General features: G+C 67.6%; 22 protein-coding genes. 12 read left to right on the top strand and 10 right to left on the bottom strand.

Going from position 1 to position 26,782, the window contains the following annotated elements; translation table 11 throughout:
- Positions 1–114 precede the first annotated feature (114 nt).
- Positions 115–639, top strand: a complete 525-nt coding sequence (locus AC5P5S_RS04510; RefSeq protein ID WP_062605671.1) for a hypothetical protein — start codon at positions 115–117, stop codon at positions 637–639.
- A gap of 160 nt (positions 640–799) precedes the next feature.
- On the top strand, positions 800–3,097 hold the full coding sequence (locus tag AC5P5S_RS04505) for a TonB-dependent receptor (protein ID WP_062605669.1): 2,298 nt from the start codon (positions 800–802) through the stop codon (positions 3,095–3,097).
- Positions 3,098–3,535: 438 nt separating this feature from the next.
- On the opposite strand, the gene AC5P5S_RS04500 is transcribed toward AC5P5S_RS04505, so the two are convergent.
- Positions 3,536–4,789 carry a flavohemoglobin expression-modulating QEGLA motif protein gene (locus AC5P5S_RS04500; protein ID WP_062605667.1) on the bottom strand — a complete coding sequence of 418 codons (1,254 nt, stop codon included), beginning with the start codon at positions 4,787–4,789 and terminating at the stop codon, positions 3,536–3,538.
- A gap of 210 nt (positions 4,790–4,999) precedes the next feature.
- The gene (gene rsgA, locus AC5P5S_RS04495; RefSeq protein ID WP_032965961.1) at positions 5,000–6,109 is read right to left on the bottom strand and encodes a ribosome small subunit-dependent GTPase A; all 1,110 of its coding nucleotides are present in this window, start codon (positions 6,107–6,109) and stop codon (positions 5,000–5,002) included.
- Between the two features lie 114 nt (positions 6,110–6,223).
- On the opposite strand from rsgA, the gene AC5P5S_RS04490 reads away from it, so the two are divergent.
- Genes AC5P5S_RS04490 through AC5P5S_RS04480 form a run of 3 tightly spaced genes read left to right on the top strand, consistent with a single transcriptional unit; the run spans position 6,224 to position 8,840 of the window.
- Positions 6,224–7,498: a pyridoxal phosphate-dependent aminotransferase gene (locus tag AC5P5S_RS04490; protein WP_005414441.1), complete on the top strand. Its 1,275-nt coding sequence runs from the start codon at positions 6,224–6,226 to the stop codon at positions 7,496–7,498.
- Positions 7,499–7,501: 3 nt separating this feature from the next.
- Positions 7,502–8,119 carry an SGNH/GDSL hydrolase family protein gene (locus AC5P5S_RS04485; protein WP_024956041.1) on the top strand — a complete coding sequence of 206 codons (618 nt, stop codon included), beginning with the start codon at positions 7,502–7,504 and terminating at the stop codon, positions 8,117–8,119.
- Between the two features lie 4 nt (positions 8,120–8,123).
- On the top strand, positions 8,124–8,840 hold the full coding sequence (locus AC5P5S_RS04480; RefSeq protein WP_024956042.1) for a class I SAM-dependent methyltransferase: 717 nt from the start codon (positions 8,124–8,126) through the stop codon (positions 8,838–8,840).
- 75 nt (positions 8,841–8,915) lie between these two features.
- On the opposite strand, the gene AC5P5S_RS04475 is transcribed toward AC5P5S_RS04480, so the two are convergent.
- Positions 8,916–9,695, bottom strand: a complete 780-nt coding sequence (locus AC5P5S_RS04475) for a polysaccharide deacetylase family protein (RefSeq protein WP_062605666.1) — start codon at positions 9,693–9,695, stop codon at positions 8,916–8,918.
- A gap of 59 nt (positions 9,696–9,754) precedes the next feature.
- Here AC5P5S_RS04475 and grxD point away from each other — a divergent pair, with 59 nt between their 5' ends.
- On the top strand, positions 9,755–10,681 hold the full coding sequence (gene grxD, locus AC5P5S_RS04470) for a Grx4 family monothiol glutaredoxin (protein ID WP_024956044.1): 927 nt from the start codon (positions 9,755–9,757) through the stop codon (positions 10,679–10,681).
- Between the two features lie 119 nt (positions 10,682–10,800).
- Here grxD and AC5P5S_RS04465 read toward each other — a convergent pair whose 3' ends face one another.
- The 3 genes from AC5P5S_RS04465 to AC5P5S_RS04455 form a co-directional block, all read right to left on the bottom strand.
- Positions 10,801–11,340: a DUF924 family protein gene (locus AC5P5S_RS04465; protein WP_024956045.1), complete on the bottom strand. Its 540-nt coding sequence runs from the start codon at positions 11,338–11,340 to the stop codon at positions 10,801–10,803.
- A 43-nt stretch (positions 11,341–11,383) separates the two neighbouring features.
- Positions 11,384–12,160: an AMP nucleosidase gene (locus AC5P5S_RS04460; protein WP_005414446.1), complete on the bottom strand. Its 777-nt coding sequence runs from the start codon at positions 12,158–12,160 to the stop codon at positions 11,384–11,386.
- 129 nt (positions 12,161–12,289) lie between these two features.
- A complete protein-coding gene (locus AC5P5S_RS04455) occupies positions 12,290–15,883 on the bottom strand; it encodes an autotransporter domain-containing protein (protein WP_062605664.1) in 3,594 nt (1,197 codons plus the stop codon).
- Positions 15,884–16,126: 243 nt separating this feature from the next.
- Between AC5P5S_RS04455 and AC5P5S_RS04450 the strand changes: the two genes are divergently transcribed.
- The 5 genes from AC5P5S_RS04450 (at position 16,127) to AC5P5S_RS04430 (ending at position 20,924) form a co-directional block, all read left to right on the top strand.
- Positions 16,127–17,536 (top strand): amidohydrolase, encoded by a 1,410-nt coding sequence (locus AC5P5S_RS04450; protein ID WP_005410994.1) that lies wholly within the window; start codon positions 16,127–16,129, stop codon positions 17,534–17,536.
- Positions 17,536–18,819: an amidohydrolase family protein gene (locus tag AC5P5S_RS04445; protein WP_081113731.1), complete on the top strand. Its 1,284-nt coding sequence runs from the start codon at positions 17,536–17,538 to the stop codon at positions 18,817–18,819. Before AC5P5S_RS04450 ends, AC5P5S_RS04445 begins: the two co-directional genes overlap by 1 nt.
- Positions 18,820–18,839: 20 nt before the next feature.
- Entirely contained in the window at positions 18,840–19,472 is a 633-nt protein-coding gene (locus tag AC5P5S_RS04440; RefSeq protein WP_005414448.1) for a 2-hydroxychromene-2-carboxylate isomerase, read from the top strand.
- A gap of 94 nt (positions 19,473–19,566) precedes the next feature.
- Positions 19,567–20,508 carry a DegV family protein gene (locus tag AC5P5S_RS04435; protein ID WP_012481234.1) on the top strand — a complete coding sequence of 314 codons (942 nt, stop codon included), beginning with the start codon at positions 19,567–19,569 and terminating at the stop codon, positions 20,506–20,508.
- Positions 20,509–20,585: 77 nt separating this feature from the next.
- Positions 20,586–20,924 carry a hypothetical protein gene (locus AC5P5S_RS04430; RefSeq protein WP_006469105.1) on the top strand — a complete coding sequence of 113 codons (339 nt, stop codon included), beginning with the start codon at positions 20,586–20,588 and terminating at the stop codon, positions 20,922–20,924.
- 156 nt (positions 20,925–21,080) lie between these two features.
- On the opposite strand, the gene AC5P5S_RS04425 is transcribed toward AC5P5S_RS04430, so the two are convergent.
- The 4 genes from AC5P5S_RS04425 to AC5P5S_RS04410 all read right to left on the bottom strand — a co-directional run bounded on the left by AC5P5S_RS04425 (position 21,081) and on the right by AC5P5S_RS04410 (position 26,194).
- Positions 21,081–22,493, bottom strand: coding sequence for an efflux transporter outer membrane subunit (locus AC5P5S_RS04425; RefSeq protein ID WP_087802449.1), 1,413 nt, complete (start codon positions 22,491–22,493; stop codon positions 21,081–21,083).
- Complete coding sequence (locus tag AC5P5S_RS04420) at positions 22,490–23,572, bottom strand: HlyD family secretion protein (protein ID WP_062605660.1); 1,083 nt, start codon at positions 23,570–23,572, stop codon at positions 22,490–22,492. The genes AC5P5S_RS04425 and AC5P5S_RS04420 overlap by 4 nt, the downstream gene beginning before the upstream one ends.
- Positions 23,573–23,593: 21 nt before the next feature.
- Positions 23,594–25,123 (bottom strand): MFS transporter, encoded by a 1,530-nt coding sequence (locus AC5P5S_RS04415; RefSeq protein WP_012481237.1) that lies wholly within the window; start codon positions 25,121–25,123, stop codon positions 23,594–23,596.
- Between the two features lie 153 nt (positions 25,124–25,276).
- Positions 25,277–26,194, bottom strand: a complete 918-nt coding sequence (locus AC5P5S_RS04410) for a LysR family transcriptional regulator (protein WP_005411002.1) — start codon at positions 26,192–26,194, stop codon at positions 25,277–25,279.
- A gap of 141 nt (positions 26,195–26,335) precedes the next feature.
- Here AC5P5S_RS04410 and AC5P5S_RS04405 point away from each other — a divergent pair, with 141 nt between their 5' ends.
- Positions 26,336–26,782 carry a universal stress protein gene (locus tag AC5P5S_RS04405; RefSeq protein ID WP_062605658.1) on the top strand — a complete coding sequence of 149 codons (447 nt, stop codon included), beginning with the start codon at positions 26,336–26,338 and terminating at the stop codon, positions 26,780–26,782.

The following is a 26,782-nucleotide window of genomic DNA, read 5'->3' as shown; positions in this document are numbered from 1 at the left end:
TTCTGCATATTCGGGACGCATTGCCCGATACATCGGCAGAACCGGTGCTATACCTGCCAACGCTCGCTGAGCCCGATGGACGAACGGCCGGAATCGCGGATCAAGGAGGTAGGCATGCGTGCATTGCTGATTGCGCTTCTTGTGGTCGCCAGCTCACCACTGGCGGCCACGCCACCCGCTGCCACTGCGGAAGAGGCGGGTGCAACCTGGCGGCTCGTGGAGCGCTGGTCCTTGCAGCTGTCACGCTCTGACCTTGTCGCGCAGCTATCACCCCTGGCTCCGGCCGGCTCGCGTTCGGAAGCAAGAATGGGCCGGGGCGACAGCGCCACCATCGATCTGGCGCCATTCGTGGTCGCTGGGAGGATCAAGGGGCCCTCTGGCCAGATCTACACCGACGCGTCCGGGCGAATCATCAAAGGCATTACGCTGCGGCTGAGCGGCGCCTGCATCTCGCGAAAGCAGATGGGTCGTCGCTACCCCGACTTCAATGTCCTTTCCGTGCCGTCAGGGCATAGCCTGGACGAGTCGACGGTGTTCGGCACAGTAGTGAACGGCATCCAGATCGGGTTCTCATTCTCCGAACATGACCGCGACTGCATGGACCAGCTCAAATTGAGCTGGCCTGGGGAGCGCTTCTGATTCCCACCGGCCTACCACCATGACGAACATGTTGCAGGACACGCACCACTGCCCTGCACCGTTCGTTGGTTTTCCGTAAAGAAGGTTTCATGTTCCGTTCGCATAGTGGCCATGCACCGCGCACGCGTGCCGGTGACCACCCCCAATGCAACGGACCACCATGCAGACCCGACACCTGACGATCGCCGTGGCGATCGCGCTCTCCGCCGCCACCAGCGCCCATGCCGCCACCGCCGCCGATACCGGCGCCAGCACCGATGCCGCGCTGAGCGCGCAGACGCTGGATACCGTCTCCGTGATCGGCCAGGGCGAGACCCGCCAGGTGCAGCGCATCACCACCGTCGACAAGCAGGTGCTGCCGCCGGGCACCAGCGGCCAGAAGATCCTCGACCGCCTGCCGGGCGTGTCGGTGCAGTCCAACGACGCCTTCGGTGCCAACGAGGAATCGCAGACCATCAGCCTGCGTGGCTTCGACAAGAGCCGCCTCGGCTACACGCTGGACGGTATCCCGCTGGGCGACAACAGCTACGGCAACTACAACGGCCTGAGCATCGCCCGCGCGATCATCGCCGAGAACCTGGCCGGTGCCGAGCTGTCGCAGGGCATCGGTTCGCTGGGCGTGGCCTCGACCAGCAACCTGGGCGGCACCATCCAGTACTTCTCGATGGACCCGTCCACCGAATTCGGTGGCCGCGCCAGCGTCACCGTCGGCGACAACAGCCAGCGCCGTGGCTACCTGCGCGTGGATACCGGTGACATCAACGGCTTCTCGGCCTATGTGTCCGGCGTGCACCAGGACCAGGACATGTGGGCCGCGCCCTACCAGAACCAGACCACCCGCCAGTTCAACGCCAAGGCAGTGTGGAATGTCGGCGACCACCGTTTCGGGGCGTTCGTGGCCACCTCGCGCGCCAGCCAGGCCAACTACGCCTACCTGTCCAAGGACATGCTGGCGCGTGGCCTGGGCTGGGATTGGAACATCTACGCGCCGGACTGGGATCGCGCCGTGGCCGCTGCGTACTGCGCGCCGGGCACCTACAACAAGGCGCGCTGCAAGTTCAGCGGCGGCGTCAACAGCATCGACGATGCCTACTACCAGAGCCGCGCATTGCGCGACGACAATCTCTATTCGGTCGATGCCGACCTTCGCCTGGGCGAGCAGGGCCGCCTGAAGCTGCTGGCCTATCACCACGACAACCGTGGTCAGGGCCACTGGTGGGCACCGGGCCAGCCATCCTACCCGGGCACCGACAGGATGCTGCCGATCTCGATCCGCAGCACCAACTACACGATCAACCGCGATGGCCTGACCGCCGCATTGTCGTGGACGGTGGGCATCCACGAACTGGAAGCCGGCCTGTGGTACGAGCAGAACGACCACAACGTCTCGCGCAACTTCTACTACATCAGTGGCCCGTTCCTGGACGACCTGTACCTGAAGAACCCGGACCGCCTGCTGTTCAACCAGGACTTCGACATCCGCACGCGCCAGTTCTACGTGCAGGACCGCATGCGCTTCCTGGACCAGCGCCTGACCGTGGACGTGGGCATTAAGAGCCCGAACACCCGCATGCGTGCCAACGCCCAGCCGGGCGTGGAAACCAGCATCGCCTCGGGCACGCTGACCGCTAAGGAGTCGGTGCTGCCGCAGGTGGGCCTGGGCTTCAAGCTCAACGCCAACAACGAGCTGTTCGCCTCCTACGCCGAGAACATCGCCGCCTTCGTCGGCGGTGGCAGCGGCGGCCCGCTGCAGGTGTCGCCGGAATCGTTCGCGGCCAGCGCCGGCCTGGAGCCGGAGAAGTCCAAGAGCCTGGAAGCCGGCTTCCGTACCTTCGGCGAGAAGTACCAGGCATCGATCGCGGGTTACAACGTGAAGTTCGACAACCGCCTGCTGTCGCTGAACCCGTGCTCGAGCATCGAAGTCGGCACGCGTCCGGAGTGCGTGACGCGCTTCATCAACGTCGGTTCGGTGAAGAGCTACGGCGCGGAACTGACCTTTATCCTCAAGCCGATCGACGGCCTGCAGTGGTACAACGCGCTGTCCTGGAACAAGACCACCTACGAGGATGACTACACCTCGGGCGGCGCCATCGTTCCGGTGGCCGGCAAGATCACGGTGGATACGCCGCAGCGCATGGCCTCCAGTGAGATCAGCTGGAACCGCGATGGCTTCTTCGCCAGCCTGCGTGCCAAGTACACCGGCAAGCGCTACTACACCTACACCAACGACCAGTCGGTGCCGGGCGTGACCACCTTCGACGCCGGCGCGGGCTACGACTTCGGCCCCGGCCTGGGCCTGCGCAACGTGCGGGTGTCGTTGAACGCGACCAACCTGACCAACAAGCGCTATGCCGGCCAGCTGAGTTCGTTCGCACCGACTGATCCGAAGGGCACGCGTTATGCGATCCATGCGAGCGCACCGCGTCAGTTGTTCATGACGGTGGCGGCGGAGTTCTAAGTCGAAAGCGTTGCTCCGCAGCGTCTTGATTATCATCGCGGGGCAGAGCCGGATGGGCCGGCGCAGGACACGCCGTAAACCCATCCATGGGGGCTCGATGGCGCCATCCATGGCGCCAACGGTCCTGCGCCGGCCCATCCGACCCTGCTCGACGGCTTCCCGCGCCACGGTGCGGAAGGCAAAGAAGAGCAGAAGCAAAGAGCCGGGCATTGCCCGGCTCTTTGCTTTTTAAGCGCAATCCCTTCGGCGCGGTGATGTGCTGCCGCCCGCGCGGGAAACTGTCTGGCGGCGGTGGGGCACCCTGGCCAGGACCGTGAGGCGCATGGATGCGCCGATCGAGCCCCCATGGATGGGTTTACGGCGTGTCCTGGCCAGGGTGCCCCACCGCCGCCCAGCGATATCCATCGAGGCGCCAGTGCATCATCCCGCCAACGCCTTTCATTCCGGCGCCAGCTGGTCCATCCGTATCCGGTTGGCAAACAGCGAGAACGCCAGCATCCCGGCCAGGCCATTCGCCCGGCTCACCCAGTGCGGCAGCCAGCGCGGAGGCTTCAGCACCCCCGCCTCGAACAACGGCGCGAACGCGATCGCATCGGTCAGGCTCATCTTGCCGGCGAACAACCAGCGACAGACCTGCAGGCGGTCCTCGGCCAGCATGTGGCGGAAGAAGGTGTGCACCGACACCAGGCCGCGCAGGTACACCGTGTCCTTGGTGAAGGCCAGGCCGCCATTCGGCGGCACGCCGCGGAACACGCGCTGTGCCGAGGCGAAGCTCTCCTCCGCATTCTGTCCGGCGTCGCAGAAATAGCGGAACACTTCGATGAAATCGGCGCCTTCGCGTGCCATCGCAATCGCTTCGGTACGCAGGCTGATGCGCTTCAGGCGCTCGATGTCGATGCTGCCAGTGATCTGCTCGGCGAACGTGGCCAGGCCTTCCTGTGTCGCGGTCACCCGCGGCGAAGACAATGCCAGGCTCGGCAGCACCGGCTGTTCGCGGCCGTTCAATGCAGTCAGCGAATGCACCAGCGCTTCGTGGTGGAACAGCTGCGCGCGGTCGTAGGCACTGAAGCGCGCACTGGTGCGCAGGCGGATGCGGGTCGGGCCGGCAGCTGCTTTGGACACCAGTTCCGGGTCGAGCTGTACCTGGATGATGCGCGATTCGAAGAAGGCATCCAGGTCGTTCTGCAGCTGCAGCTGCAGGGCGATGGCCGACACTGGCACCTGCTCTTCCGGCGCCAGCAGTTCGTGGTCCAGTTCGGCGGCAATCTGGATGAAGTGGCGCGCCGCTTCGCGCGTGCTCGGGCCATTGCCCGGCAGCGGCTGCTCGGGTGCGCCAAACAGCTGCACCGAACAGGTATCGACGGCGGCGGTGCCCAGCCCTTCCAGCAGTTGCGCGGCCAGATCCCAGCTCTGCGCCGACTGCCGCACGTAGTGGCCCAGTGGGTGGCTGTCGTCGCAGTCGGTGGCGATCGCGGCCAGCGCGCGACGTTCTTCGCTGAAGTCCAGCCGTGGGTAATCCACCTTCGGCAGCACCGGCTGGCCACGTGCCACGCTGTCCAGGAACGGTGCCTGCACCGTTGCCGGCCAGCTGGTCAGGCCCAGCAGGCGGATGCCTCCCACGGCCTCGACCAGGCGCGCATCGAGCGCTGCATGGTGGGCCACGTCACGGTCCAGCGTCGCAGTCGGTTCCATGCGCGGACTATAGCGCCCTGCCCGCGCGTTGGTAGGTGCCAATTTTGGTTGGCATCCGCCGAAGGCGGGCTTCGGACACGTCCGTGCCAACCAAGGTTGGCACCTACCAGAAGCAGGTTTCCTGCACCTGCCAGGCGCGGGCAGAGGCGGGATGCATTGCGCAGATCAGAGCCCATTGCGGTGCAATGGGATCCGACCCCGCGGTACCGATCAGCGCCTACGCGGCTTGCCGGCCGGGCGGAACTGCTGGCCCTTGCCCTTCTTGCCGCCACGCTCCTGCGCGGTCTCGGCCTGGCGGACCGCCAGCTTGGCGGCGGCGGCGGCCACTTCTTCCTTCAGCTTGAAGTAGTTGAGCAGCCGGCTCTCTTCGATCTCACCTGCGTCGATCGCTGCGCGTACGGCACAGCCCGGTTCCTGCTGGTGCTTGCAGTCGTTGAAACGGCACTGTGCGGCCAGCGCTTCGATATCGGCGAAGCCGCCTTCGGACAGCGTCTCTTCACCGGTCGGCTTCAGCTCGCGCATGCCGGGGGTGTCGATCAGGCAGGCGCCGGTCGGCAGCGGCATCAGCGCGCGGTGCGTGGTGGTGTGGCGTCCACGTGAATCGTTGGCGCGCACCGCGTTGGTCTTCATCCGCTGCTCGCCGAGCAGGGTGTTGGTCAGCGTGGATTTGCCGGCACCGGACGAGCCCACCAGCACCACCGTGCGGCCCGGGCCCAGCCACGGTTGCAGCACCGCCACGCTGTCGGCATCCAGGCCATTGATCGCATGCAGCGCGATACCCTGCATCTCCAGCTCTTCCAGCACCGCCAGCGCGTCTTCGCTGTACTCGGTCTGGTCGGCCTTGGTCAGCACCACCACCGGTTCGGCACCACCACCGCCGACCAGCAGCAGGTAGCGTTCGATGCGCCTCGGATTGAAGTCGGCATCCAGGCCGCAGACGATGAACACCGTATCGATGTTGGCCGCGATCACCTGCTGGTGGTAGTGCTCGCCGGCGGCGCCTCGCTTGATCGCGGTGCGGCGTGGCAGCAGGGCGACGATGCGGATGCCATCGAGCAGCACCCAGTCACCCACCGCCGGCCGTTCATGGCTGGGGAAGCGCGGACGCTGCCATTCCGGCAGCGACTCGGCCTTGATCGACGCGTCCGGGCCATCGGCCACCACGTAGTGGGTGCGGTGCTGTTCGATCACCCGTGCCGGGCGGGCCTGCGGATGTGCGGCCATCGCGGCCTGCCAGTCGGCCTGCTGCGCCGGGCCCGGCCAGGGCCAGCCAATGGTCTGCAGGGCGATGAAATCGGGGGTCTGGGTCATCGCCGCCATTCTACCTGTGCCGACGCCCTGCCAGCCCAGCAATGACGGGCCCGGCGCCCTTGCCATGCATTGCAGCAATTCCGGTAGGATGGAAGCCCCATGCCTTTTGACGGCCCAGCTCCCATGTCCACCAACTCGCCCAAGCCCCTGGCCATCCGCGAGCGCCTTTCCGAAGTGCGCTACGAAATCCGCGGAGAACTGGCGCGGCGAGCCCGGGAGCTGGAGGCGCAGGGCCGCAAGCTGATCAAGCTCAACATCGGCAATCCGGGCGCTTTCGGCTTCCGTGCGCCGGAGCACCTGCAGCGTGCGATCGCTGACGACATGGGCCGCACCGACCCGTACACGCACCAGCAGGGCCTGCCGGTGGCACGTGAAGCCATCGCCAGCTACTACGCCCGCCGTGGCGCGCCCGATGCGCACCCGGACCGCGTCTTCCTCGGCAACGGCGTCAGCGAGCTGATCGACCTGTCGCTGCGTGCGCTGCTCAACCCGGGCGATGAAGTGCTGGTGCCCTCGCCCGACTACCCGCTGTGGTCGGCCTCGACCATCCTCAACGATGGCCGTCCGGTGTACTACCGCTGCGCACCGGAGAACGGCTTCCAGCCGGACCCGAGCGAGATCGAGACGCTGGTGTCCTCGCGCACCCGCGCCATCGTGCTGATCAATCCGAACAACCCCAGCGGCGCCAGCTACCCGCGCGAACTGCTGGAGCGCGTGGTCGAGATCGCACGCCGCCACAACCTGTTGCTGCTGGTCGACGAGATCTACGACCAGATCCTGTACGACGACGCGGTGTTCCAGCCGGTCGCGCCGCTGGCCGGTGATCATCCGTGCCTGACCTTCAGCGGCCTGAGCAAGGTGCACCGCGCCTGCGGCTGGCGCGTGGGCTGGGCCCACCTCAGCGGCGACGATGCCCGCCTGGGTGACTTCCGCGCGGCACTGGACCTGTTGGGCGCGCTGCGCCTGTGCGCCAACGTGCCGGGCCAGTACGCCATCGAGGCCGCGGTGAACGGTCCGGACACCATTTCCGAGCTGTGCACGCCGGGCGGCCGCCTGTATGAAACCCGCCGCGCGGTCATCGAGGCCTGCGAAGCCAGCGAACATCTGTCGCTGGTCGCACCGGCCGGCGCGCTGTACGCGTTCCCGGCCGTGGTCGGCGCCGCTGCGAAGGGCTTCGACGACCACAACTTCGCGCTGGACCTGATGAACAACGAAGGCGTGCTGGTGGTGCCGGGCTCGAGCTTCAACGTGCCCTACCGCCATCATTTCCGCGTGACCCTGATGCCGGAGGCCTCGGTGATGCGCGATGTGTTCGCGCGCATCGACCGTGTGCTGGCGCGCCGCGCCGAGGATGCGACCAAGGTCGTGCCGCTGAAGCCTCGCCGCTCGGTGGCCTGAGCCGTGGCGCTGTCCTACCTGGCGCTGGGCGATTCGTACACCATCGGTGAAGCGGTTGCAGTCGAAGGCCGTTGGCCACACCAGCTGGCCGCCGCGCTGCGCGCGCAGGACGTGGCGCTGGCCGACCCGCAGACCATTGCGACCACCGGCTGGACGACCGACGAGCTCGATGCGGGTATCGACGCGGCTGCACCGCAGGGCCCGTTCGATTTCGTCAGCCTGCTGATCGGCGTCAACAACCAGTACCGCGGGCGTCCGCTGGACGAGTACCGCAGCCAGTTCCAGGCCCTGCTGCAGCGGGCGATCGGCTTCGCCGGCGGTGATGCCGGCCGCGTGCTGGTGCTGTCCTTCCCCGATTGGGGCGCCACCCCGTTCGGTGTCGGCAGTGGCCGCGACCTGGCCGCGATCGAGATCGAGACCGACGAATTCAATGCCGCCGCCGAGGTGATCAGTACCCGGCACGGCGCAGCCTTCGTCGACATCACCGACATCAGCCGCGCGCAGGGCGAAGACCCGACGATGATCGCCGAGGACGGCCTGCATCCTTCAGCGCGGATGTACGCCCTGTGGAGCGCGCGCGCGCTGCCGGTTGCCGCGCATCTGCTTGGCGGCACGGACTGAGGCGATGGACGGCACGCCACGGAACGGCCCGCCCCTGCCCTGTGCTCCCCTGACGGCCCCGCAGGCCCGCTTGATCGCCGAAGCGTTCCGCCCGGCGCAGGCCTGGGGCAGCCGCCGCGACTACTACTACACCCGCGGCAAGCTCGGCAGCGATCCGCTGTACGACGGCGTGCTGCAGCATCTGCCTGACGACGGGCAGCCGGTGCTGGACCTCGGCTGCGGGCTGGGCCTGTTCGCCCATGTACTGCGCCAGCGCGGCGGCACCCAGCGCTACCTGGGCGTGGACGTGGATGCGGGCAAGATCGCCCGCGCGCAACGTGCCGCCGTCGAGCTGCATGACGTGCGCTTCGACTGCGTGGACGTGCAGGCGCCACTGCCGGCGCAGGCCGGGCACGTCCTGCTGCTGGACGTGCTGCAGTACCTGGACGCGGACCCACAGCAGGCACTGCTGCGCGCGGCCAGTGCACGGGTGGCCCCCGGCGGCTGCCTGCTGCTGCGCACGCCGCTGGCCACCGGCGATGGCCGCGACCGCACCACGCGGGTGGCGGATCGGCTGGCCTGGCTGGTCGGCTGGATGGGCACGCGGCCGCGCCACTATCCTGACCCGCAGGTCCTGCAGGCGACACTGACCGAAGCGGGATTGCAGGTGGCCGCCCCCCGGCCACTGCATGGGCGTACGCCGTTCAACAGCTGGCTGCTGGTAGCGCGGCGGAACCGGTAGCGCCGGGCCATGCCCGGCGAGCGCAGCGGCGCCCGTGGAACCCACCGGGCATCGCCCGGCGCTACTGCATCCGTGTCAGCTGACCGGCAGCCGCGCCTTCAGGCCGCGCTCGTCCAGCGCCTGCAGCACGCGCTCGATGATCGCCAGATTGTGGCCGTGGGCGGCGCCCTCGTGCAGCAGCACGATGGCCCCTGGGCGCAGGTCCGGCAGCAACCGCGCCAGCACGCCCTCCGGCGTGCAGCTGACGCCGTCGTAACCGCGGGCACTCCAGCCCACGCGCACCAGGCCCAGCGCCTTCAACACCGGCGCCACGAACGGGTTGGTCATGCCCACCACCGAGCGATACCAGCGCACCGGATGCCCGCTCAGCGCCTGCAGCGCATGCTGGCAGCCTTCGATCTCGGCCCGCATCGCCGCTGGGCCCAGGCGCCAGAAGCGGGCCTGCGGGTGGCTGAGACTGTGATTGCCGAGATCGTGGCCACGGCGCAGGATCTCGGCCACCAGTTCCGGCTGCGCCAGTGCACGGTCCCCCACCAGGAAGAAGGTCGCACGCGCCTGGTGGCGGTCCAGGAGGTCGAGCACGGCACGGGTTTCCGGGCCGGGTCCGTCATCGATCGTCAGCCAGACACTGTTGCCAGCGTCCGGCACCCGGCTCAATACCGGCGCGTAGAAACGGCTGTTGGGCAGGAATATCGGCACCATGAACAGCGCGTGACTGGCCACCATCAGCGGCAGGGCCCAGTGCCAGCCTGCCAGTACCCATACCAGGATCACGGCCAACTGCGACGCCACCAGCCAGGGCAGCCAGCGCCAGGGCCGGGTCGGGATGCGATGCAATGTTCCTGCGTTGCTCATCCCCCATGATGCCATGGGGGGTAGAATTGATGATTCGAATTCCCGGAACCCCGACGTCCATGTCCCTCGATCCCGCCCTGCGTTCGCGCATCGAATCCATCCTCAACGCCAACCGCGTCGTGCTGTTCATGAAGGGCCAGCCGTCGATGCCGCAGTGTGGCTTCTCGGCCAAGGCCGTGGGCGCGCTGCAGGACCTCGGTGTCGAGTTCGCCCACGTCAACGTGCTGGCCGACCAGGAAATCCGTGAAGGCATCAAGGCCTACGGCGACTGGCCGACCATCCCGCAGCTGTACATCGACGGCGAACTGGTCGGCGGCAGCGACATCGTGCTGCAGATGGCCGCCAGCGGCGAACTGAGCAGCGTGCTGGGCCTGGCCGCACCGGACCGCACCCCGCCGAGCATCACCGTCACCCCGGCCGCTGTGGAAATGCTCAAGGGCGCGCTGGCCGACGCCCCGGGCGCTGCCCTGCAGCTGACCATCGACGCCGGCTTCCAGCCGAACTTCCAGCTGGCCCCGCATGACGAAGGCGCGATCGCTGCCGAGTCCAATGGGCTGCGCGTGCAGTTCGACCTGTCCAGCGCCCGTCGCGCCAACGGCATCACCATCGACTGGGTGGACGACATCCGCGGCAAGGGCCTGGCGATCGACAACCCGAACGCGCCGAAGCCGGTACAGGAAATCAGCGTGCGTGATGCCGACGACCTGGTGCGCGCCGGCAACATCACCCTGGTGGACGTGCGCCCGGCCGACGAGCGCGCCATCGCAGCCGTCGGCGTGCCGTTCAGGAGCTTCGACGGCAACGGCCGTGCGGAGCTGGAAGCCCTGCCGAAGGACACCGCGCTGGCCTTCATGTGCCACCACGGCGGCCGCAGCGCACAGGCTGCCGAGCAGTTCCGTGCACTGGGCTTCACCAAGGTGTTCAACGTCACCGGCGGCATCAATGCCTGGTCCGAAGACGTGGACAACGGCGTGCCGAAGTACTGATCGGCCCCGGCATGGGGTCGACTTGGGGTCGGATCCCTTTCCGCAGGAAAGGGCTCTGGCCCCAGCACAGAAAACGCCGGCATTCGCCGGCGTTTTCTGCATCCACGCATGGCGTGGACCTACCCGGCGAAGCCGCCTTCGGCCAGGTAATCCAGCTCTTCCGCCGTGGGCAAGCGACCGAGCACGGCATTGCGATGCGGGAAGCGCCCGAAGCGGCGGATGATGTCGCGGTGCAGTTCGGCGTACTGCAGGTACTCCTTGTCACCCAGCACGTCGAACATCGCCACCGAACGGTCCTGGTCCATCGGATCCTCGGAGTGCTCGAACGGCAGGTAGATGAAGGCGCGCAGCTTCGGTACCAGCTGCAGGTCCAGGCCTTCCTCGATGGCGCGCATGGCGTAGTGCCGGGCCAGGCCATCGGTGGCGTAGGAATGGGCGGTCCCACGGAAGCAGTTGCGCGGGAACTGGTCCAGCAGCAGCATCAGCGCCAATGCCCCTTCGGCACTGCCCAGCCAATGCTCGCGCGCGCGCGAAGCGGCGGCGAAATGCTCATCCAGGAACAACTGGCGGAACTGCGCGTCGAACGCATCGTCGCGGGCGAACCACTTCGCAGGGCCCGCTTCTTTCCAGAATTCCACCACTTGCGCGGCAACGTCCATCACCTACTCCCCAGGGCCGGCGCGCCGCGCCAGGCCATCATCATCATTCGTCGAAGCGCAGGTGGCGGACCGACTTGCCGTTGCGCCGGATAAGCTTAAGCGCCTCGATACCGATCTGGATATGGTTTTCCACGAACTGGGAGCTGACCTTGGCATCGGAGGCCTCGGTCTTGACCCCATCGGGGATCATCGGCTGGTCCGAGACCAGCAGCAGCGCGCCACTGGGGATGTGGTTGGCGAAGCCGGCGGCGAACACCGTGGCTGTTTCCATGTCGATGGCCATGCAGCGCATCGCCCGCAGCCGCTCCTTGAAGGCCTCGTCGTGTTCCCAGACCCGGCGGTTGGTGGTGTAGACGGTTCCGGTCCAGTAGTCGTGGCCGAGGTCGCGGATCATGGTCGAGACCGCACGCTGCAGCGCGAACGCCGGCAACGCCGGCACTTCCGGTGGCAGGTAGTCACCCGAGGTACCCTCGCCCCGGATCGCAGCGATCGGCAGCACCAGGTCGCCCAGCTGGTTCTTGCGCTTGAGGCCGCCGCACTTGCCCAGGAACAGCACCGCCTTGGGCATCACCGCCGACAGCAGGTCCATGATGATCGCGGCATTGGGGCTGCCCATGCCGAAGTTGATCATGGTGATGCCGTCGATCGTGGCACTGGCCATCGGCCGGTCCAGGCCGATGACGGGCGCACCGGTCAGCTCGGAAAAGGTGTGCAGGTAGCCACCGAAGTTGGTCAGCAGGATGTGCTGGCCGAACTGGTCCAGTGGCACGCCGGTGTAACGCGGCAGCCAGTTGTCGACGATTTCCTGCTTGCTCTTCATGGGCGGTCCGGTACGGCGTGGGGCCGCCATTGTAGGCGTGCACAGGCCATCCCACACCTGGGCCGGCAACGAAGAAGGGCGGCCCTGCGGCCACCCTCCTGGGTCTTCCCGGTGTCCGGGAAGCAAAGGTCAGAAACGTACCGACCAGCGCAGGTTCGCACTGTGATCGCGGCTTTCGTCGCCATACTGGCCGCTATAGCCCAGCTCCAGCTGCTGGCGCGCGGTCAACCATGCCGACAGGCCCAGTTCGGCAACCACCGTCCTGTCAGCAATCGGGGCGCCGCTGACCACGAAGCTGTCGCTACCCGTGGCGAAGGCGAAGCGGGCCGCCGGGTCGCGATCACCGCTGGCCTGGCGGTACCCGACGCCACCGCGCAGGTGCAGCCAGCTGTCCTGTTGGAACGAAGCCTTCAGGCCCTTGTCGAATCGCAGACCGGCCGTGGCGACCGTGGTACGGAGATCGTCCACCTCGCCCTGCAGTGCGGCAGCGCCACCACGTTCGTTGATGCGCTTCATGTCCACTTCCACACGTGCGAGCTGCAGGTAGGGTTCCAGCCCCGCCTCGCGGTCGCCGAAGCGATAGCTCGCCTCGATGAACGCCTGCCGGGTACGGCCGTCATAGCGGGCCGCCAGCGTATCGGTGTAGCCGGAGAAGCCCAGCTCGCGGGTGCTCTTCACCTCATGCTCGCTCCAGGCCAGGCCACCACGCAGGCCGAAGGCGCCCCAGTCGTGACTGGCATAGGCCCCCAGGTGCGTGTTGTCGACCTTGGCACGCGCACGGCGTCCTTCCTGCTGCTTGGCATCGGTACGTCCGGTACCGGCCAGCACGCCCACCTGCCAACCGTTGATCTCGCGGTCCACGCCTACCAGCAGGCCGCTGCTGTTGGCTTCGGTGCGTGCGGTGTTGCCATTGCCGTCCAGCGTAGTGCTGCCACCGATGGCCTGTACCCAGACCCCCGTGGCGGCTTCGCCGTCTGCGCCCGGGGCACGCGCACCGACGCGACGCGACAGCGCGGCATCACGCACGTAGCGGCTGCCCTCGACCAGGGCCATTGCGGTGGCCGCATGCAGCTCGCCGCTGAGGCCATCCAGTGCAGCGCCCACCTGCTGAGGGAACAGCAGGGTCAGCGGTCGTGGCAGGCCCTGGTTGACCGCCAGGCCGTCGGCCACAGTGGCGACCGCACGCTGGTTGTCGGTACTGGCGGCACTGGCAAGCGGATTGCCACGGGTCACTTCAATGCGCGCGCCACCCGTGCCGTAGGCCAGGCCGAACTTCAGGAACGGCGAGAACGCACTGAAGTCAGTGGTGGCGAACTGGCCACTGATTCCGCCGTCGGCACGGATGAAGTTGAACTGCTCCCCAAGGTAATAGGTGCCCGCTTCCGGTAGCGCGATCAGGGTGCCTCCCAGGGTCGCGGTACCGGTGACACGCAACTGGTCGCTGCGCCCGCCCGGAGCCAGCTCGGCCTGGTACACACCGGTGGCGGTCTGCACGTAGTTGCCGTTGATGGTCAGCGTACCGATCGAATTGCCCGGTGCAACGATACCGGCCACGGTGGTATCGCCCAGCTGGCCGATGCCCTTCAGCGTGCCCTTCGGGCCAACGAGGGTGTGACCACCGGTCTGTGTGCCGTTGAACGACAGCACGCCGCCGTTGACGGTCAGGTCGGAACCCGCAAGTACGCCGCCCGCGTTCACGCGGCTGTTGCCCAGGCTGGTCAACGTGCTGCTGTCCAGCCTTCCGTTCAACTCGAACGTTCCCTGCTCGGCCACCAAGGTGTGGGCGCCGCGCTGCGCACCGTCGAAGGTCACCACGCCGCCGTTGACGGTCAGGTCCGAGCCATCCAGCACACCGCGGGCATTGATTTGGCTGGTGCCCCCCAGGCTGTTCAGCGCGGTGTTCTTCAACGTGCCATTGAGCAGGAAGCTACCGCCGGCCACGTCCACCGCTCCGGTGAGCGTATTGACGCCATCCAGTTCCAGCATGCCCTCGCGCACCAACGCACCGTTGAAGCTGTTGTTACCGCTCAAGCGCAGCCAGCCGATGCCGCTCTTGGTCAGCTTGCCGGGGCCGCCGATGTCGTTGGTCCAGTTGTCCCAGGCATCGCCTTCCCACACTTTCAGGCCACCTGCACGCTGGTTCATCACCACGTTGGTGTCCACGCGCAGCGAACCGTATCCCTCGATGGCCTTGGCCAGGTTCAACAGGCCCCAACCGTAGATGTCGTCGATGCCGGGCGCGCCCAGATCGGTGGTCGTGGTCAGCAGCACATCGCGCACCTGAGCGCTGTCCAGATAAGGGAAGCGTTCAAACAGCAGGCCCAGCGCGCCGGTGACGTGGGGGGCGGCCATCGACGTTCCACTCAGCAGTGCATAGCCATAGGTAGGCACGCGCTGCTGGATGTCCAGGCTGACGTTGCCGTTGGCGTCGATGCCGATGCTGCCGGACAGGCTGGAATCATCACCATAGGCGGTCGATACGATGTCCGAACCCGGCGCGGCAAGACACCAGTTGGCACTCAGGCCGCACTTGTTGGAGCGATTGCTCAGGGTCAGATTGGTACCGACGTTGACCACGCTCAACCAGTACGGCTCGATGTCGGCGAACGCGCGCGGCAGCGTGGCGTAGAGGCCGGCGATGGGGCTCTGCGCAGGCGTCGGAATGACCGAACTGGTATTGCCGGCCGCCCACACCTGGATCATCCCGCGCGCACGCGATCCGTCGGCAAAGGTGTTCAGGTACTGGCGGTCGTCCGGGTCGTTGTAGATCGCGTCCATGTCCGTCGCTGTCGACGGTTCCGTGACCAGGCCCCAGCTGTGGTTGATGGCACGCACGCCCTGCGCGTTCATCTGAGCATACAGATCCTGGAAGGCGCTGACTTTCGGACCGATCGCGCCCAGCGTCACCACCGAATAGCCCGTCGCGGTCCGCTGCCACTCCCTGATGCTGTCGGAGAACAACCGGCCAACGGTCAGGTCCGAGCCGAAGGACACGCCCTGCATCCCGTTGCCGTCCCGGTTCGCCGCGATGGTGCCGGCAACGTGCGTGCCATGGATCTCGAACTGCATCCCCGGCTGCACATAGGGACCCGACTCGATGATCCTGCGGATGTTGTCGGGGACATTGGCGTTGTAGCCGACATAGCTGATCTGGACGTCATCACCATCACTGGCGAAGCAGGCCGCCGGCCCGCGCACTGCGCTGGTGTTGGTGCAACGCGTGCCGTCGGCCATCAGGTCTGCGATGCGGATGCTGCGGTTGTCCTTGCCGGCGAATTCCGGATGGTCCAGGCCCGTGCCGCTGTCGAACACGCCCAGGCGGATGCCGGCGCCGGTCAGCCCGCGCGCATAGGCCACGTCGGCATTGATCGCGGCCAGGCCCCAGTCGAGGTTGAATTCACTGGTACGCCAGCTCGCAGCATCACCGGGCTTGCCCATGACCGGCTCGACGGAAGAACCGACGCTGGGAGCCAGCGCCGCCACCGGGATCGCTACCGAGGGGGCGATCATTGCAGGAGCAGAGGCCGACACCCTGCCCGGCGCGGCGAACGCCGACTGCAGGCTGCGCTGCAACTGGTAACGGGTCAGGGCGTCGTCACTGTCCTGGGCCAGTACCGGCAGCGCGGTGGCCATCAGCAACGAACCGACAATCGCCGAAGCCAGCGGCGAGGGGAGGAAAGAACGGCGCGAAACGGTCGAACGGCAGAGCTTTGCAGCAGTCATCGGTTGCGTCCTTGATTCCATGAAGAGTGCGGGCCCGACTCCCCCTTGGAGCACGTGTGGGAGCTGGTGCTACAGGTCAGCGCAAGACGTAATCAGCCCATCGCTTCATCCAACGTTAATATTTCCTTCACAAATCCTCCATCAGAAAATTCCTACCCCTACTCCCCTGTCCAAGGTCACTTGGCAAGCCGCATCGACCCCGGCTAGCGTCGGTGGATTCATGTTTCAGGCGAGGGGAACTGCATGGCATCGACGTTGTTGCGCGCCGGGGTGGCCCTGGCGCTGCTTTCATTGAGCACGGCTCCGGCGGTGGGCGCCTCGCGCTTCGTCGCCGATCCCTACCCCAGCACCTACCAGGCGCATCCCGATGCGCCGGTGCTGATCCAGAACGCCACGGTGCTGACCGGTACCGGCCAGCGCCTGGACAACGCCGACGTGCTGCTGCGCGACGGCCGCATCGTTGCCGTCGGCCGCCAGCTGCAGGCCGATGCGGGCGTCACCCGCATTGATGCACAGGGCAAGTGGGTCACCCCCGGCCTGATCGACGTGCATTCGCACCTGGGCGTGTACCCCAGCCCCGGTGTCGGTGCGCACAGCGACGGCAACGAGATGACCGCACCGGTCACCGCCAATGTCTGGGCCGAGCACTCGGTGTGGCCGCAGGACCCGGGCTTCGCCACGGCGCTGGCCGGCGGCGTGACCAGCATGCAGGTGCTGCCCGGCTCGGCCAACCTGGTCGGCGGTCGCGGCGTGACCCTGAAGAACGTCCCGGCCATCACCTACCAGGCGATGAAGTTCCCCGGCGCACCGTGGGGCCTGAAGATGGCCTGCGGCGAGAACCCCAAGCGGGTCTATGGCGAGGGCAAGGGCGTGACCCCGGCCACGCGCATGGGCAACGTGGCCGGCTATCGTGCCGCCTTCATCGATGCCGCCGACTACATCGCCAAGAACAAGCCCAAGCCGGCAAAGCGCAAGAGCTGGTTCGGCAGCGACAAGGGCGACAGCGCCGGTGATGCCGGCGGCAAGCGCGATCTCAAGCTGGACACGCTGGCCGGCGCGATCGAAGGCGACATCCGCGTGCACATCCACTGCTACCGCGCCGACGAGATGGCTACCATGCTCGATCTGGCCAAGGAATTCGGCTTCAAGGTAGCCGCCTTCCACCACGGCGTGGAGGCCTACAAGCTGGCCGACAGGCTGGCCGCCGACGGCGTCTGCGGTGCGCTGTGGGCCGACTGGTGGGGCTTCAAGATGGAAGCCTTCGACGGCATTCCGGAGAACATCGCGCTGGTCGACCGGCCGAAGAACAGCTGCGCCATCGTCCACTCCGATTCACCCGAGGGCATCCAGCGCCTGAACCAGGAAGCAGCCAAGGTGATGGCGTCCGCGCGCCGCGCGCGCATGCCGGAGATCACGCCCGAACACGCCATCACCTGGATGACCGCCAACGCCGCCAAGGCGCTGGGCATTGAAGGCCAGACCGGCACCCTGGAGGCCGGCAAGATGGCCGACGTGGTGGTCTGGAACGGCAACCCCTTCAGTTCGTATGCGCTGGCCGAGCAGGTCTTCATTGATGGCCGCAGGTTGTACGACCGCAGTGCACCGGCAGCGACGCCGCGTTCTGATTTCCAGCTCGGCCAGGAGGTGCGTTGATGATGGTGCTCAAGCAGTTGACGCAGTCTGCCGCGAAGGGCAGCCGAGCATGGTTCGGCGCTACTGTCATGGTGCTGGCCTGCATCTCCGCATCCGCACAGGCACAGGACCTGCTGGTGCGCAACGCAACGGTGCACACGGCCAGCGCACGCGGCAGCCTGCACAACGCCGATGTGCTGGTCCAGGGTGGCATCATCCGCGCGGTCGGCCCCGGCCTGTCCGCGCCGGCCGGGGCGACCGTGGTCGAAGCCAGTGGCAGACCGCTGACCCCGGCCCTGTTCGGTGGCATCACCGAAACCGGCATCGAAGAGGTCTCGGGTGAATCGAGCACGGTGGACAGTTCGTTGAAGCTCGGCGAGCAGCCGCTGCGCCCGGAATTCGACGTCACCCTCGCCTACAACCCGGCCTCGGTGCTGATTCCGGTCACGCGCCTGGAAGGCATCGGCTTCACTGCATTGGGGGCAGCCACTGGTGGTGGTTTCGTGGCCGGCCAGGGCGGCGTAATGCGGCTGGACGGCAGCACCGACCCGATCGGCCCGCGTGCCCTGTTCCTGCGCATCGGCGCGGCCGCCTCCGAACTGACCGGGCATTCGCGCGCCGCGCAATGGATGCTGCTGCAACAGATGGTCGACGAAGCACGCGGCCAGGTGGCTGCAGACTCGCCGCACGCGCTGCTGACCCCGGCCGGGCGCCGCACACTCAGTCGCTACCTGGCCGGCCAGGGCCGCATCGTGGTGGAGGTGGATCGTGCCTCGGACATCCGCCAGCTGCTGCGCTGGGCCACACGCGAGAAGGTGAAGATCGCCATTGCCGGTGCCAGCGAAGCCTGGCAGGTCGCGCCGGAGCTGGCCGCTGCGCACGTGCCGGTATTCGTCGACGTGCTGGCCAACCTGCCAGCCAGCTTCGACCAGATCGGTGCCACCCTGGAAAACGCCGCGCGCCTGCAGCGTGCAGGCGTGCCGGTGTCGTTCGTGCAGCGCGGCGACGCCACCCACAATGCGCGCAAGATGCGCCAGCTGGCTGGCAATGCAGTGGCCAACGGCCTGCCCTGGGCTGACGGTCTGGCCGGGCTGACCCGGGTACCCGCACAGGCGTTCGGCGTGGCCGACCAGATCGGCAGCATCGAGCCCGGCAAGCGCGCCGACCTGGTGCTGTGGGAAGGCGACCCGCTGGACGTGGCGCACTATGCCGAACAGGTCTGGCTGGGCGGGCGTGCGATGCCGATGCGCTCGCGCCAGACCGACCTGCGTGATCGCTACCTGCAGCGCAATGCGCAGCCCTGACCGCATTGAAGGACACCACCATGGCCACCCTGCGCTGGTACTTCGACTTCGTCTCGCCCTACTCCTACCTGCACTGGCAGAAGCTGAAACAGTTGCCGCAGTTCGCGCAGATCCAGACCGTGCCGATCGCCTTCGGCGCGGTGCTGCATCACCTGGGCAATCTCGGGCCGGCCGAGATCCCGGCCAAGCGCCGTTTCATGTACCGCCAGCTGCAATGGACCGCGCAGGCCGAGGGCACGCCGATGCGCTTCCCGCCCGGCCATCCGTTCAATCCGTTGTCGGCGCTGCGCCTGTGCCTGGCCGCCGGAGCCAGCGCACAGGCGGTGGACGTGCTGTTCGACTGGATCTGGCGCGACGGCCATGCCGGTGACAGCGCCGAAGCCCTGCGCGAACCGGGTGCGCAGCTGGGCATCGAGGATGTCGCCAGCGCCATCGCCGCCCCGGCGGTCAAGGAACAGTTGCGGCGCAACACCGAGGCCGCAATCGGCGCCGGGGTGTTCGGGGTCCCGACCCTGGCCATCGACCAGGAACTGTTCTGGGGCAACGACGCCCATCCGCTGATGGCGGCCGTGCTGGCCGATCCTGCCCTGCTGCAGCAGCCCGAATGGCAACGCCTGGACAGCCTGCCGGTGGCGGTACAGCGCGATCGCTGAACAGGGGTGGCGCCTTTCCCTCGGGCGCGGGCTCTGGTTTTGAGATAGATTTCACGTTTCCGAACCTACAACCGCCCTGGAGGGGGAGCCGCGGATGCGCATCGGAATCGTCGTCGACTCGGCCTGCGACCTGCCGCAGGACTTCATTGCCGAGCACAACATCGTGCTGCTGCCGATCACCGTCCGCATCGGCGAAGCCGTGCTGGCCGATCACCGCGATGAGCAGGCCACCCTGAGCTTCCTGCACGCGCACGTGGCCGAACACGGCGCCGAGGCGGAAACCATTCCCTTCAGTGTCAACCAGATCCGCGACCTGTTCCTGCAGCAGCTGGTGATCGATTACGACCACGTGTTCTGCATGACCATCACCAAGACCCGCAGCCCGATCCATGACAACGCGCTGCAGGCCAGCTTCGCCATCCTCAACGACTACAAGCCGGTGCGCCAGGCGGCAGGCTACAACTCACCGTTCGCGCTGCGCGTGCTCGATACCCAGAACCTGTTCGCCGCGCAGGCGGTTACGGCGGTGGAAGCCGTGCGCCTGCGCGAGAGCAACGCCAGCGTGCAGCAGATCCGCGAGCGGCTGGAGGAACTGGCCGGCAACGTGCACGGCTACATGGTCACCCGTGACCTGTACTACATGCGTGCGCGCGCAAGGCACAAGGGTGACCGCAGTGTCGGCCTGCTCAGCGCCGCACTGGGCAGCGCGCTGGACATCAAGCCGGTGCTGCATGGCTACCGCGGCGAGACCGGGCCGGTGGCCAAGATCAAGGGATTCGACAATGCCGTGCAGAAGCTGTTCGCGGTGGTCGGCCAGCGCGTACGTGCCGGACTGATGACGCCGACGGTGTGCGTCAGCTACGGCGGAGAACTGGACGAGCTGCGTTCCCTGCCCGGCTACGCACAGCTGAAAGAGGTCTGCGCCACCCATGGCGTGACCGTGTACGAATCGGTGATGAGCCTGACCGGCATGGTCAACGTCGGCAAGGGCGCGGTCACCGTAGGCTTCGCCGATGGGCCGCATCGGTTCGAATGAGCGCTGGCCACGGCCGGAATCTGCACATCGATTCCACTGCGGTTGTGCCAGTCTTGCCGCACTTCAAGGAGAACTCCATGCCTGCGCAGTACCACATCAGCCTGCCCGACCCGTCCAAGGCCCGCGGCAACGACCCTGACCTGTCCTTCCATTCGCAGGGCGCCGCCGGTTTCGCCGAAGAGCTGCAGGATGCCCTGCGCAGCGGCACGCTGTTCGAGCGCTGGAAGGCCAAGCAGCCCGACCCGGACGCGGTGGAACCGCAGTGGGGCGTGACCGATCCGGACGCCACCGTGACCGGCGAGCAGAAGGACCTGCGCATCAACCTGGTCGCCACCACCCGCATCGATAGTGACGTGTTCAAGCAGCGCCTGCGCCTGCTGGCCGGCCACCACTGGGAACTGCGCGACGTGCGTTGAGGCCTGGATCTGGTAGTGCCGGCCGCTGGCCGGCAACCGCAACAGCCACGAAGGTGCCGGCCAGCGGCCGGCACTACCCCGACGATTCCCTACCAGCCGCCAGCCAAAGCCGTGCGCTGGTAGAGGCGCCGGGCATGGCCCGGCGTTTCCATATCGTTACCAGCCGCCGCCCAGCGCGCGGTACAGCTCCACACGCGCGATCGCGGCGGTGGCCTGGCTGTTGGCCAGCGCGGCCTGGTTGTCCAGTGCGATGCGCTGGGTGGTCAGCACGTCCAGCATGTCGACCACGCCGGCCTGGTACTGCCGGCGCGCCGCCCCCAGTGCCGTCTCGCTCTCATCCACTGCCACGTGCAGCTGCACCGTGCGCTGCTGCTCGGCACTGTAGCCATCCATGGCGTCATCCACTTCGTGCCATGCCTGCAGCACGGTACGGCGGAACTGCAGGGCCGACTGTTGCTGCTGCAGCCTGCTCAGCGCGAGATTGGCCTTCAGCCGTCCGCCCTGGAAGATCGGCAGGCTGATCGACGGACCGATGCTGAAACGGTGCGCGTTCCAGCCATCCAGATCATCGAGCTGCTTGGCCTGGAAGCCGGCGTCGCCATTCAAGGTGATGCGCGGCAGGAAACTGGCCTTGGCCACGCCGATGCCTGCCGTTGCCGCATGCAGTGCCGCTTCGGCACGACGGATGTCAGGGCGACGCTCGGCCAGTTCACTGGGCAGCCCCACCGCTACGGCCGGCAACGCCGGCCAGTCACGGCGTGCATCCTGCAGCTGCGCGTCCAGCGCCTGCGGCGGCTGCGCCAGCAGGAACGCCAGCGCATTGCGCAGCTGCGATTCGCGATGCCGCAACGGCGCGATGCGTGCCTGCAGCGATGCCACCTGCGCGGCCGCGCTGGACACCTGCAGCGTGCTGGCCACACCCTGGCGTTGGCGTGCTTCGGTCAGGCGTTTGATGTCGTGGGCGATGCTGAGGTTGTCCTCGGTGATCGCCAGCAGCTGCCGCGTCGCGCGCAGCTGCAGGTAATCACGCGCGGTTTCCGCCAGCAGCGCGATGCGCACTGCATGTGCATCCTCCTCGGCCATCTGCACGCGCGCGTCGGCCGCTTCCACCTGCCGCCGCACGCGGCCCCACAGGTCCAGCTCCCAGCTCAGGCCGATGCCGGCCTGGAACAGCTCGTAGTCATCACGGCCGCCGTTGCCGGACGGATCATTCAGGCCCACCTCGCTGTTGCGTGCACGCACGCCACTGGCGCTCGCGCTGACGCTGGGCAGGCGATCGGCGGCGGTGATGCCGCGTGCGGCACGGCTCTGCTGCACGCGGTTGGCGGCCAGCTGCAGGTCCAGGTTGGCCGCCAGCACCTGGTTGGCCAGCTGCCCCAGCAGCGGATCGTCGAAACCGGCCCACCAGGCCGCGTCCTGGTCGATGGCATTACCGGCGACGGCCTCACCCTGCCAGTGGCTGGGCAGTTCCGCCTGCGGGCGTACGAAGTCCGGCCCCATCGTGCAGGCAGCCAGGGCTGTGCACAGGCTGGCCGCAACGAAGGTGCGGAACACGATGACTGCGCTCATGCGCCCTCCCCGGCCGCATGGCCCGGACTGTGCTGCACGCTCTGCGCGCGTGCGCGGCTGCCCAGGTCAACGCGGGCTTCCACCGACATGCCGGCACGCAGCTGGTCCAGCAGCGGCTGGCCCGGTTCCAGCACGATCTTCACCGGAATGCGCTGCACCACCTTGGTGAAGTTGCCGGTGGCGTTCTCCGGTGCGACGGCGGCGAAGGTGACGCCGGTGGCCGGCGCGATGCTGTCGATGTGCCCGCGCAGCGGCTTGCCCGGGAATACGTCCACCTTCAGTTCGACCTGCTGGCCGGCCTGCATGCGGGTCATCTGCGTTTCCTGGAAGTTGGCGACCACGAAGGCGCGCTTCAGCGGCACCACCGCAGCCACCGGCGTACCTGGCGTCAGGTAGGCACCTACGCGCACCGCGCGGCGACCGACCATGCCATCGATCGGTGCGCGCAGCACGGTGTGCGACAGATCCAGTTCGGCGCGTGCCTGCGCCGCTTCCGCGCGTTGCACGGCAGCCTGCGCGGCCTGCACACCGGCCGTCAGGATGTCGGTGCGCTGGCGTGCGGTCGACAGCGCGGCCTGGCCCTGCTGCAGATGCGCACTGGCCACGGCCTGCTTCGACTGCGCCTGCTGCGCGTTCTGCACGGTACCGGCGCCGTCACGGGCCAGTTCGCGGTAACGCTGCTGGTCGGCACTGGCCAGGGTCAGTTCGGAACGGCTGACATCGACACTGGCCCTGGCCTGCGCGATCAACGAGTCCTGCTGGGCCAGTGCGGCCTGCGCATTGGCCAGCTGTGCACGGGCATTGGCGAGGTCGGCACGGGCCGCCTGCAGGGCGACCTGGTAGTCGCGGTCGTCGATGCGGGCCAGCACATCACCGGCCTTCACCGACTGGTTGTCCTCGACTTCCACGGCACTGACGAAGCCGGGAATCTTCGGCGCTACCAGGGTGTAGTCGGCCACCACGTACGCATTGTTGGTGGTCTGGTGGCCGCCATCGCGCAGCAGCAGCCACGCGCCGACGGCCAGGGCCAGCACGCCCAGGCCCAGGCCGGTGTTGAGGGTGGTTCGATTGATCGTCATGAGGGGGTTCCTGCGAAAGGTTCAGGCCACGGCACGTGGCGGATGGATGCGGGTGGGCATCCAGGCAATGAGGGGAATGAAGGCCAGCGCCACCAGTGCGACCACCCAGTACAGGTCGGCCGAAGTCAGCGCCTGCACCTGTGCATGCAGGCGCGCGCCCAGCTGCGGGCCATCGGCCAGCCACGGTTGCTCGCCAAGGCGGTCGACCAGCACGGTGGAATGGAAATGACGGCGGCCCTGGGCGACGGCATCCAGCACGCCACCGGCGAGCACGGCAGCGAAGCCCTTGACCGTGTTGAACCAGGCCGAGGCGAACGGGCCGTCCTGCGGCGCCAGGCCGCCGGTGGCCAGCATCAGCAGCGGCAGCACCGCCATCGGTTGCGCGAACACCTGCAGCAGCTGCACCCACAGGAAGTTGTCGCGGATCCAGGCCACGTCCAGGTGCGAGCCCAGCCAGCAGGCCAGCGCCAGCATCGCCAGGCCCGTGGCCTGCACCCAGCGGCAGTCCACCGCGCGGATGTTCAGCAGCGCCGCCACCAGCGGCAGCGCGATCACCTGCGGCAGCGCCACCCACAGCAGCATCGGTGCGGTCTGCAGCGGCCGGTAGCCCTGCACGCTGGCCAGGAACCCGGACGGGATCGAGATCACTGCCAGCAGCACGAACAGCACGCCGCCCAGCGTCACCAGCGAGTAGCTGAGATTGCGGTTGGCCAGCAGCTGCAGCTTGAAGAACGGCAAGGGGTGGAACCATTCATTGATCATGAACAGCACCATCAGGCCGGCACCGCCACCGATCATCAGCGTGATCATCGGCGAGTCGAACCAGTTCAGCCGCGGGCCCTGCACCAGGCCCAGCACCAGCAGCACCAGCGCCGGCAGGCCCAGCAGCAGGCCGACGCCATCGAACTGGGCGAAGCGTTCCAGCCGCAGCGGGTCCTGAGGCAGGCCCCAGCCGACCATCGCCATGGCGGCCAGGCAGTACGGCACGATCTGCCAGAACGCCCAGTGCCAGCCCACCTGCTCGACCCAGAACGCGGCCAGCGGCGTGCCCATGCTCGGGCCGAACGTCGCCGTCAGTGCGTAGCCGGCCAGGCCGTACAGCTTGATGCCCGGGGGCAGGAAGCGCAGCGCCACGCTCATCAGCAGCGGCGGCAGCGCGCCACCGCACAGACCCTGCAGCGCGCGCAGCAGCAGGAACACCTGCAGGTTCGGGGCAAGCGGGCACAGCACGCCCAGCACCATGAAGCCACCGATCATCGCCAATGCGAAGCGGCGCAGCGAGAAGGTGGCGGCACACCACGGTGCGAAGGCCATCGCGCTGACCGACATCGCGCTGTAGAGGGCGACGATCCAGCTGCCGTCGTCGACGCTGAAACCCATCGCCCCACGGATGTCGGCCAGGGCGACCTTGGTGATGTTCTCGTTGAAGCCCGACACCAGCACCGCCAGCAGCACGCCACACAGGCCGACCAGAATGCGGCGATCGAGCCCGGGGGCGGCGGCAGGACGGGGCGCTGCGGCGGCCGGGACAGCGGCGGCCGGCGTACTCATCGCCGGGCACCTATCCGTGCAGTGCACGGCATGTTGGGGGTCATTGGAATGCGCTCAGTGAAACTCCGGGGAGCGCAGTCTAGGGAGCCGGTACCCTGCGAAAAATGGCGCAACCCGCATCCCAGGCGTGCGCCAGGCGCACGCATGCAGATGTCAGCGCGGGGCCTCCCCTGCGCTTTCGCACATGGTCTTGATCGAGCGCCGCAGCCACTGGTGGGCGGCGTCGTTGTCCAGGCGTGGATGCCAGGCCTGCACGATGGCGGCGGTCCGCACCGGGATCGGCAGCGGGAACAGGCGCAGCGGCAGGCGCATGCTGACGATCCGCTCCAGCATCACGCTCGGCATCTGCGGCAGGATCAGGTCCGATTCGGCCGCCGCGAAGATCGCGCCGTGGAAGGTCGGGCTGATCAGCGCCACCCGCCGCTGCAGGCCCAGCGCGGCCAGATCATCATCGATCGGACCTCGCGGCAGGCCGCGGCGCGACACCGCGATGTGGTCGCAGGCGGCAAAACGCTCGGCGCTGATCTCCTCATCGAACAACGGATGATCTTCGCGCGCGGCGCCCATGAACGAGGTACTGAACAGGTTCTGCACCTTGGTATCGGGCGCATGCTTGCCGGCCGTGCTGATGTACAGGTCGATCCGGCCCTGCGCCATCGCATCGTCGTCGGTATCGCCTTCGGGCACGAAGCGCAGCACTGCGCGCGGCGCCTGCTGGCGGAACAGCTCGCGCAGGCGTCCGCCGAACCCCCCGACGAACACATCATTGGCACGCACGCTGAAGGTTCGTTCGAGCACGCGCATGTCCACTTCACGACCGGCGTTGAAGACGCGGTGGGCCTGCTCGATCACATCGCGGACCTGCTCGCGCAGCTGCAGGGCGCGGGGCGTGGGCGCCAGACCGCGGCCGGCACGCACCAGCACCGGGTCGCCCAGCGCGGTGCGGATCCGGCCCAGGGTACGGCTCATCGCCGGCGCGCTCAGGTTCATCCGGCGCGCGGCGGCGGCCACGCTGCATTCGTCAATCAGCACGTCCAGTGCCAGCAACAGGTTCAGGTCCGGCAGGGGCATGACAGTCTCCAGTAAATCAGATGACTTTACGGCACTTGCAACCACGGTGGATTGCGTTCGACGCATTCATTGACTGACGCGCACGGCATGGGTGCGCGCGGTGACATCGGCGACCATCCCCGGCCTGCCAAGGAGACATCCATGTTCAATACCCTGCTGGTCGCCCTGGATGGTGGCCCCCAGCACGCGCGCGTGCTGGACCTGGCCGCCGCCATCGCCGGCCCCCACAGCCGCCTGCACCTGCTGTGCGTGCTCGACCCCGAATTCGCGCTGGCGGCCGATGCCAGCGAAGCCGACCGCATCGAGTACCCGGAAGCCGCCCGCCAACGCTCGCGGGCCGAAGCGGTGCTGGCCGAAGCCCTGGCCGAGCTGCGCGAACGCGGCGTCGACGCCATCGCGCAGATGCCCTCCGGCGACCCGGGCGAAGTGATCAGCGAGCAGGCCCGGCGCCTGAAGTGCGACCTGATCGTCATCGGCCACCGCCACCTGTCCCGGCTGGAACGCCTGTTCGAACCCTCGATCGGGCAATGGACCATCGACCACGCGCCCTGTCCGGTGCTGGTGGAAACCCGCGACCCACAGCCCTAG

The organism is Stenotrophomonas sp. YJH_SMC_54 (assembly GCF_059368435.1).
Note: the sequence above shows the minus strand (reverse complement) of the source record. Positions and strands in the feature narration are given on the sequence as shown.

Excerpts from the sequence above, each read along its gene's own strand:
- AC5P5S_RS04510 (WP_062605671.1), top strand. The coding sequence starts at position 115 with ATGCGTGCATTGCTGATTGCGCTTCTTGTGGTCGCCAGCTCACCACTG.
- AC5P5S_RS04505 (WP_062605669.1), top strand. The coding sequence starts at position 800 with ATGCAGACCCGACACCTGACGATCGCCGTGGCGATCGCGCTCTCCGCC.
- AC5P5S_RS04500 (WP_062605667.1), bottom strand. The coding sequence starts at position 4,789 with ATGGAACCGACTGCGACGCTGGACCGTGACGTGGCCCACCATGCAGCG.
- rsgA (WP_032965961.1), bottom strand. The coding sequence starts at position 6,109 with ATGGCGGCGATGACCCAGACCCCCGATTTCATCGCCCTGCAGACCATT.
- AC5P5S_RS04490 (WP_005414441.1), top strand. The coding sequence starts at position 6,224 with ATGTCCACCAACTCGCCCAAGCCCCTGGCCATCCGCGAGCGCCTTTCC.
- AC5P5S_RS04480 (WP_024956042.1), top strand. The coding sequence starts at position 8,124 with ATGGACGGCACGCCACGGAACGGCCCGCCCCTGCCCTGTGCTCCCCTG.
- AC5P5S_RS04475 (WP_062605666.1), bottom strand. The coding sequence starts at position 9,695 with ATGAGCAACGCAGGAACATTGCATCGCATCCCGACCCGGCCCTGGCGC.
- grxD (WP_024956044.1), top strand. The coding sequence starts at position 9,755 with ATGTCCCTCGATCCCGCCCTGCGTTCGCGCATCGAATCCATCCTCAAC.
- AC5P5S_RS04465 (WP_024956045.1), bottom strand. The coding sequence starts at position 11,340 with ATGGACGTTGCCGCGCAAGTGGTGGAATTCTGGAAAGAAGCGGGCCCT.
- AC5P5S_RS04460 (WP_005414446.1), bottom strand. The coding sequence starts at position 12,160 with ATGAAGAGCAAGCAGGAAATCGTCGACAACTGGCTGCCGCGTTACACC.
- AC5P5S_RS04455 (WP_062605664.1), bottom strand. The coding sequence starts at position 15,883 with ATGACTGCTGCAAAGCTCTGCCGTTCGACCGTTTCGCGCCGTTCTTTC.
- AC5P5S_RS04450 (WP_005410994.1), top strand. The coding sequence starts at position 16,127 with ATGGCATCGACGTTGTTGCGCGCCGGGGTGGCCCTGGCGCTGCTTTCA.
- AC5P5S_RS04445 (WP_081113731.1), top strand. The coding sequence starts at position 17,536 with ATGATGGTGCTCAAGCAGTTGACGCAGTCTGCCGCGAAGGGCAGCCGA.
- AC5P5S_RS04440 (WP_005414448.1), top strand. The coding sequence starts at position 18,840 with ATGGCCACCCTGCGCTGGTACTTCGACTTCGTCTCGCCCTACTCCTAC.
- AC5P5S_RS04435 (WP_012481234.1), top strand. The coding sequence starts at position 19,567 with ATGCGCATCGGAATCGTCGTCGACTCGGCCTGCGACCTGCCGCAGGAC.
- AC5P5S_RS04430 (WP_006469105.1), top strand. The coding sequence starts at position 20,586 with ATGCCTGCGCAGTACCACATCAGCCTGCCCGACCCGTCCAAGGCCCGC.
- AC5P5S_RS04425 (WP_087802449.1), bottom strand. The coding sequence starts at position 22,493 with ATGAGCGCAGTCATCGTGTTCCGCACCTTCGTTGCGGCCAGCCTGTGC.
- AC5P5S_RS04420 (WP_062605660.1), bottom strand. The coding sequence starts at position 23,572 with ATGACGATCAATCGAACCACCCTCAACACCGGCCTGGGCCTGGGCGTG.
- AC5P5S_RS04415 (WP_012481237.1), bottom strand. The coding sequence starts at position 25,123 with ATGAGTACGCCGGCCGCCGCTGTCCCGGCCGCCGCAGCGCCCCGTCCT.
- AC5P5S_RS04410 (WP_005411002.1), bottom strand. The coding sequence starts at position 26,194 with ATGCCCCTGCCGGACCTGAACCTGTTGCTGGCACTGGACGTGCTGATT.
- AC5P5S_RS04405 (WP_062605658.1), top strand. The coding sequence starts at position 26,336 with ATGTTCAATACCCTGCTGGTCGCCCTGGATGGTGGCCCCCAGCACGCG.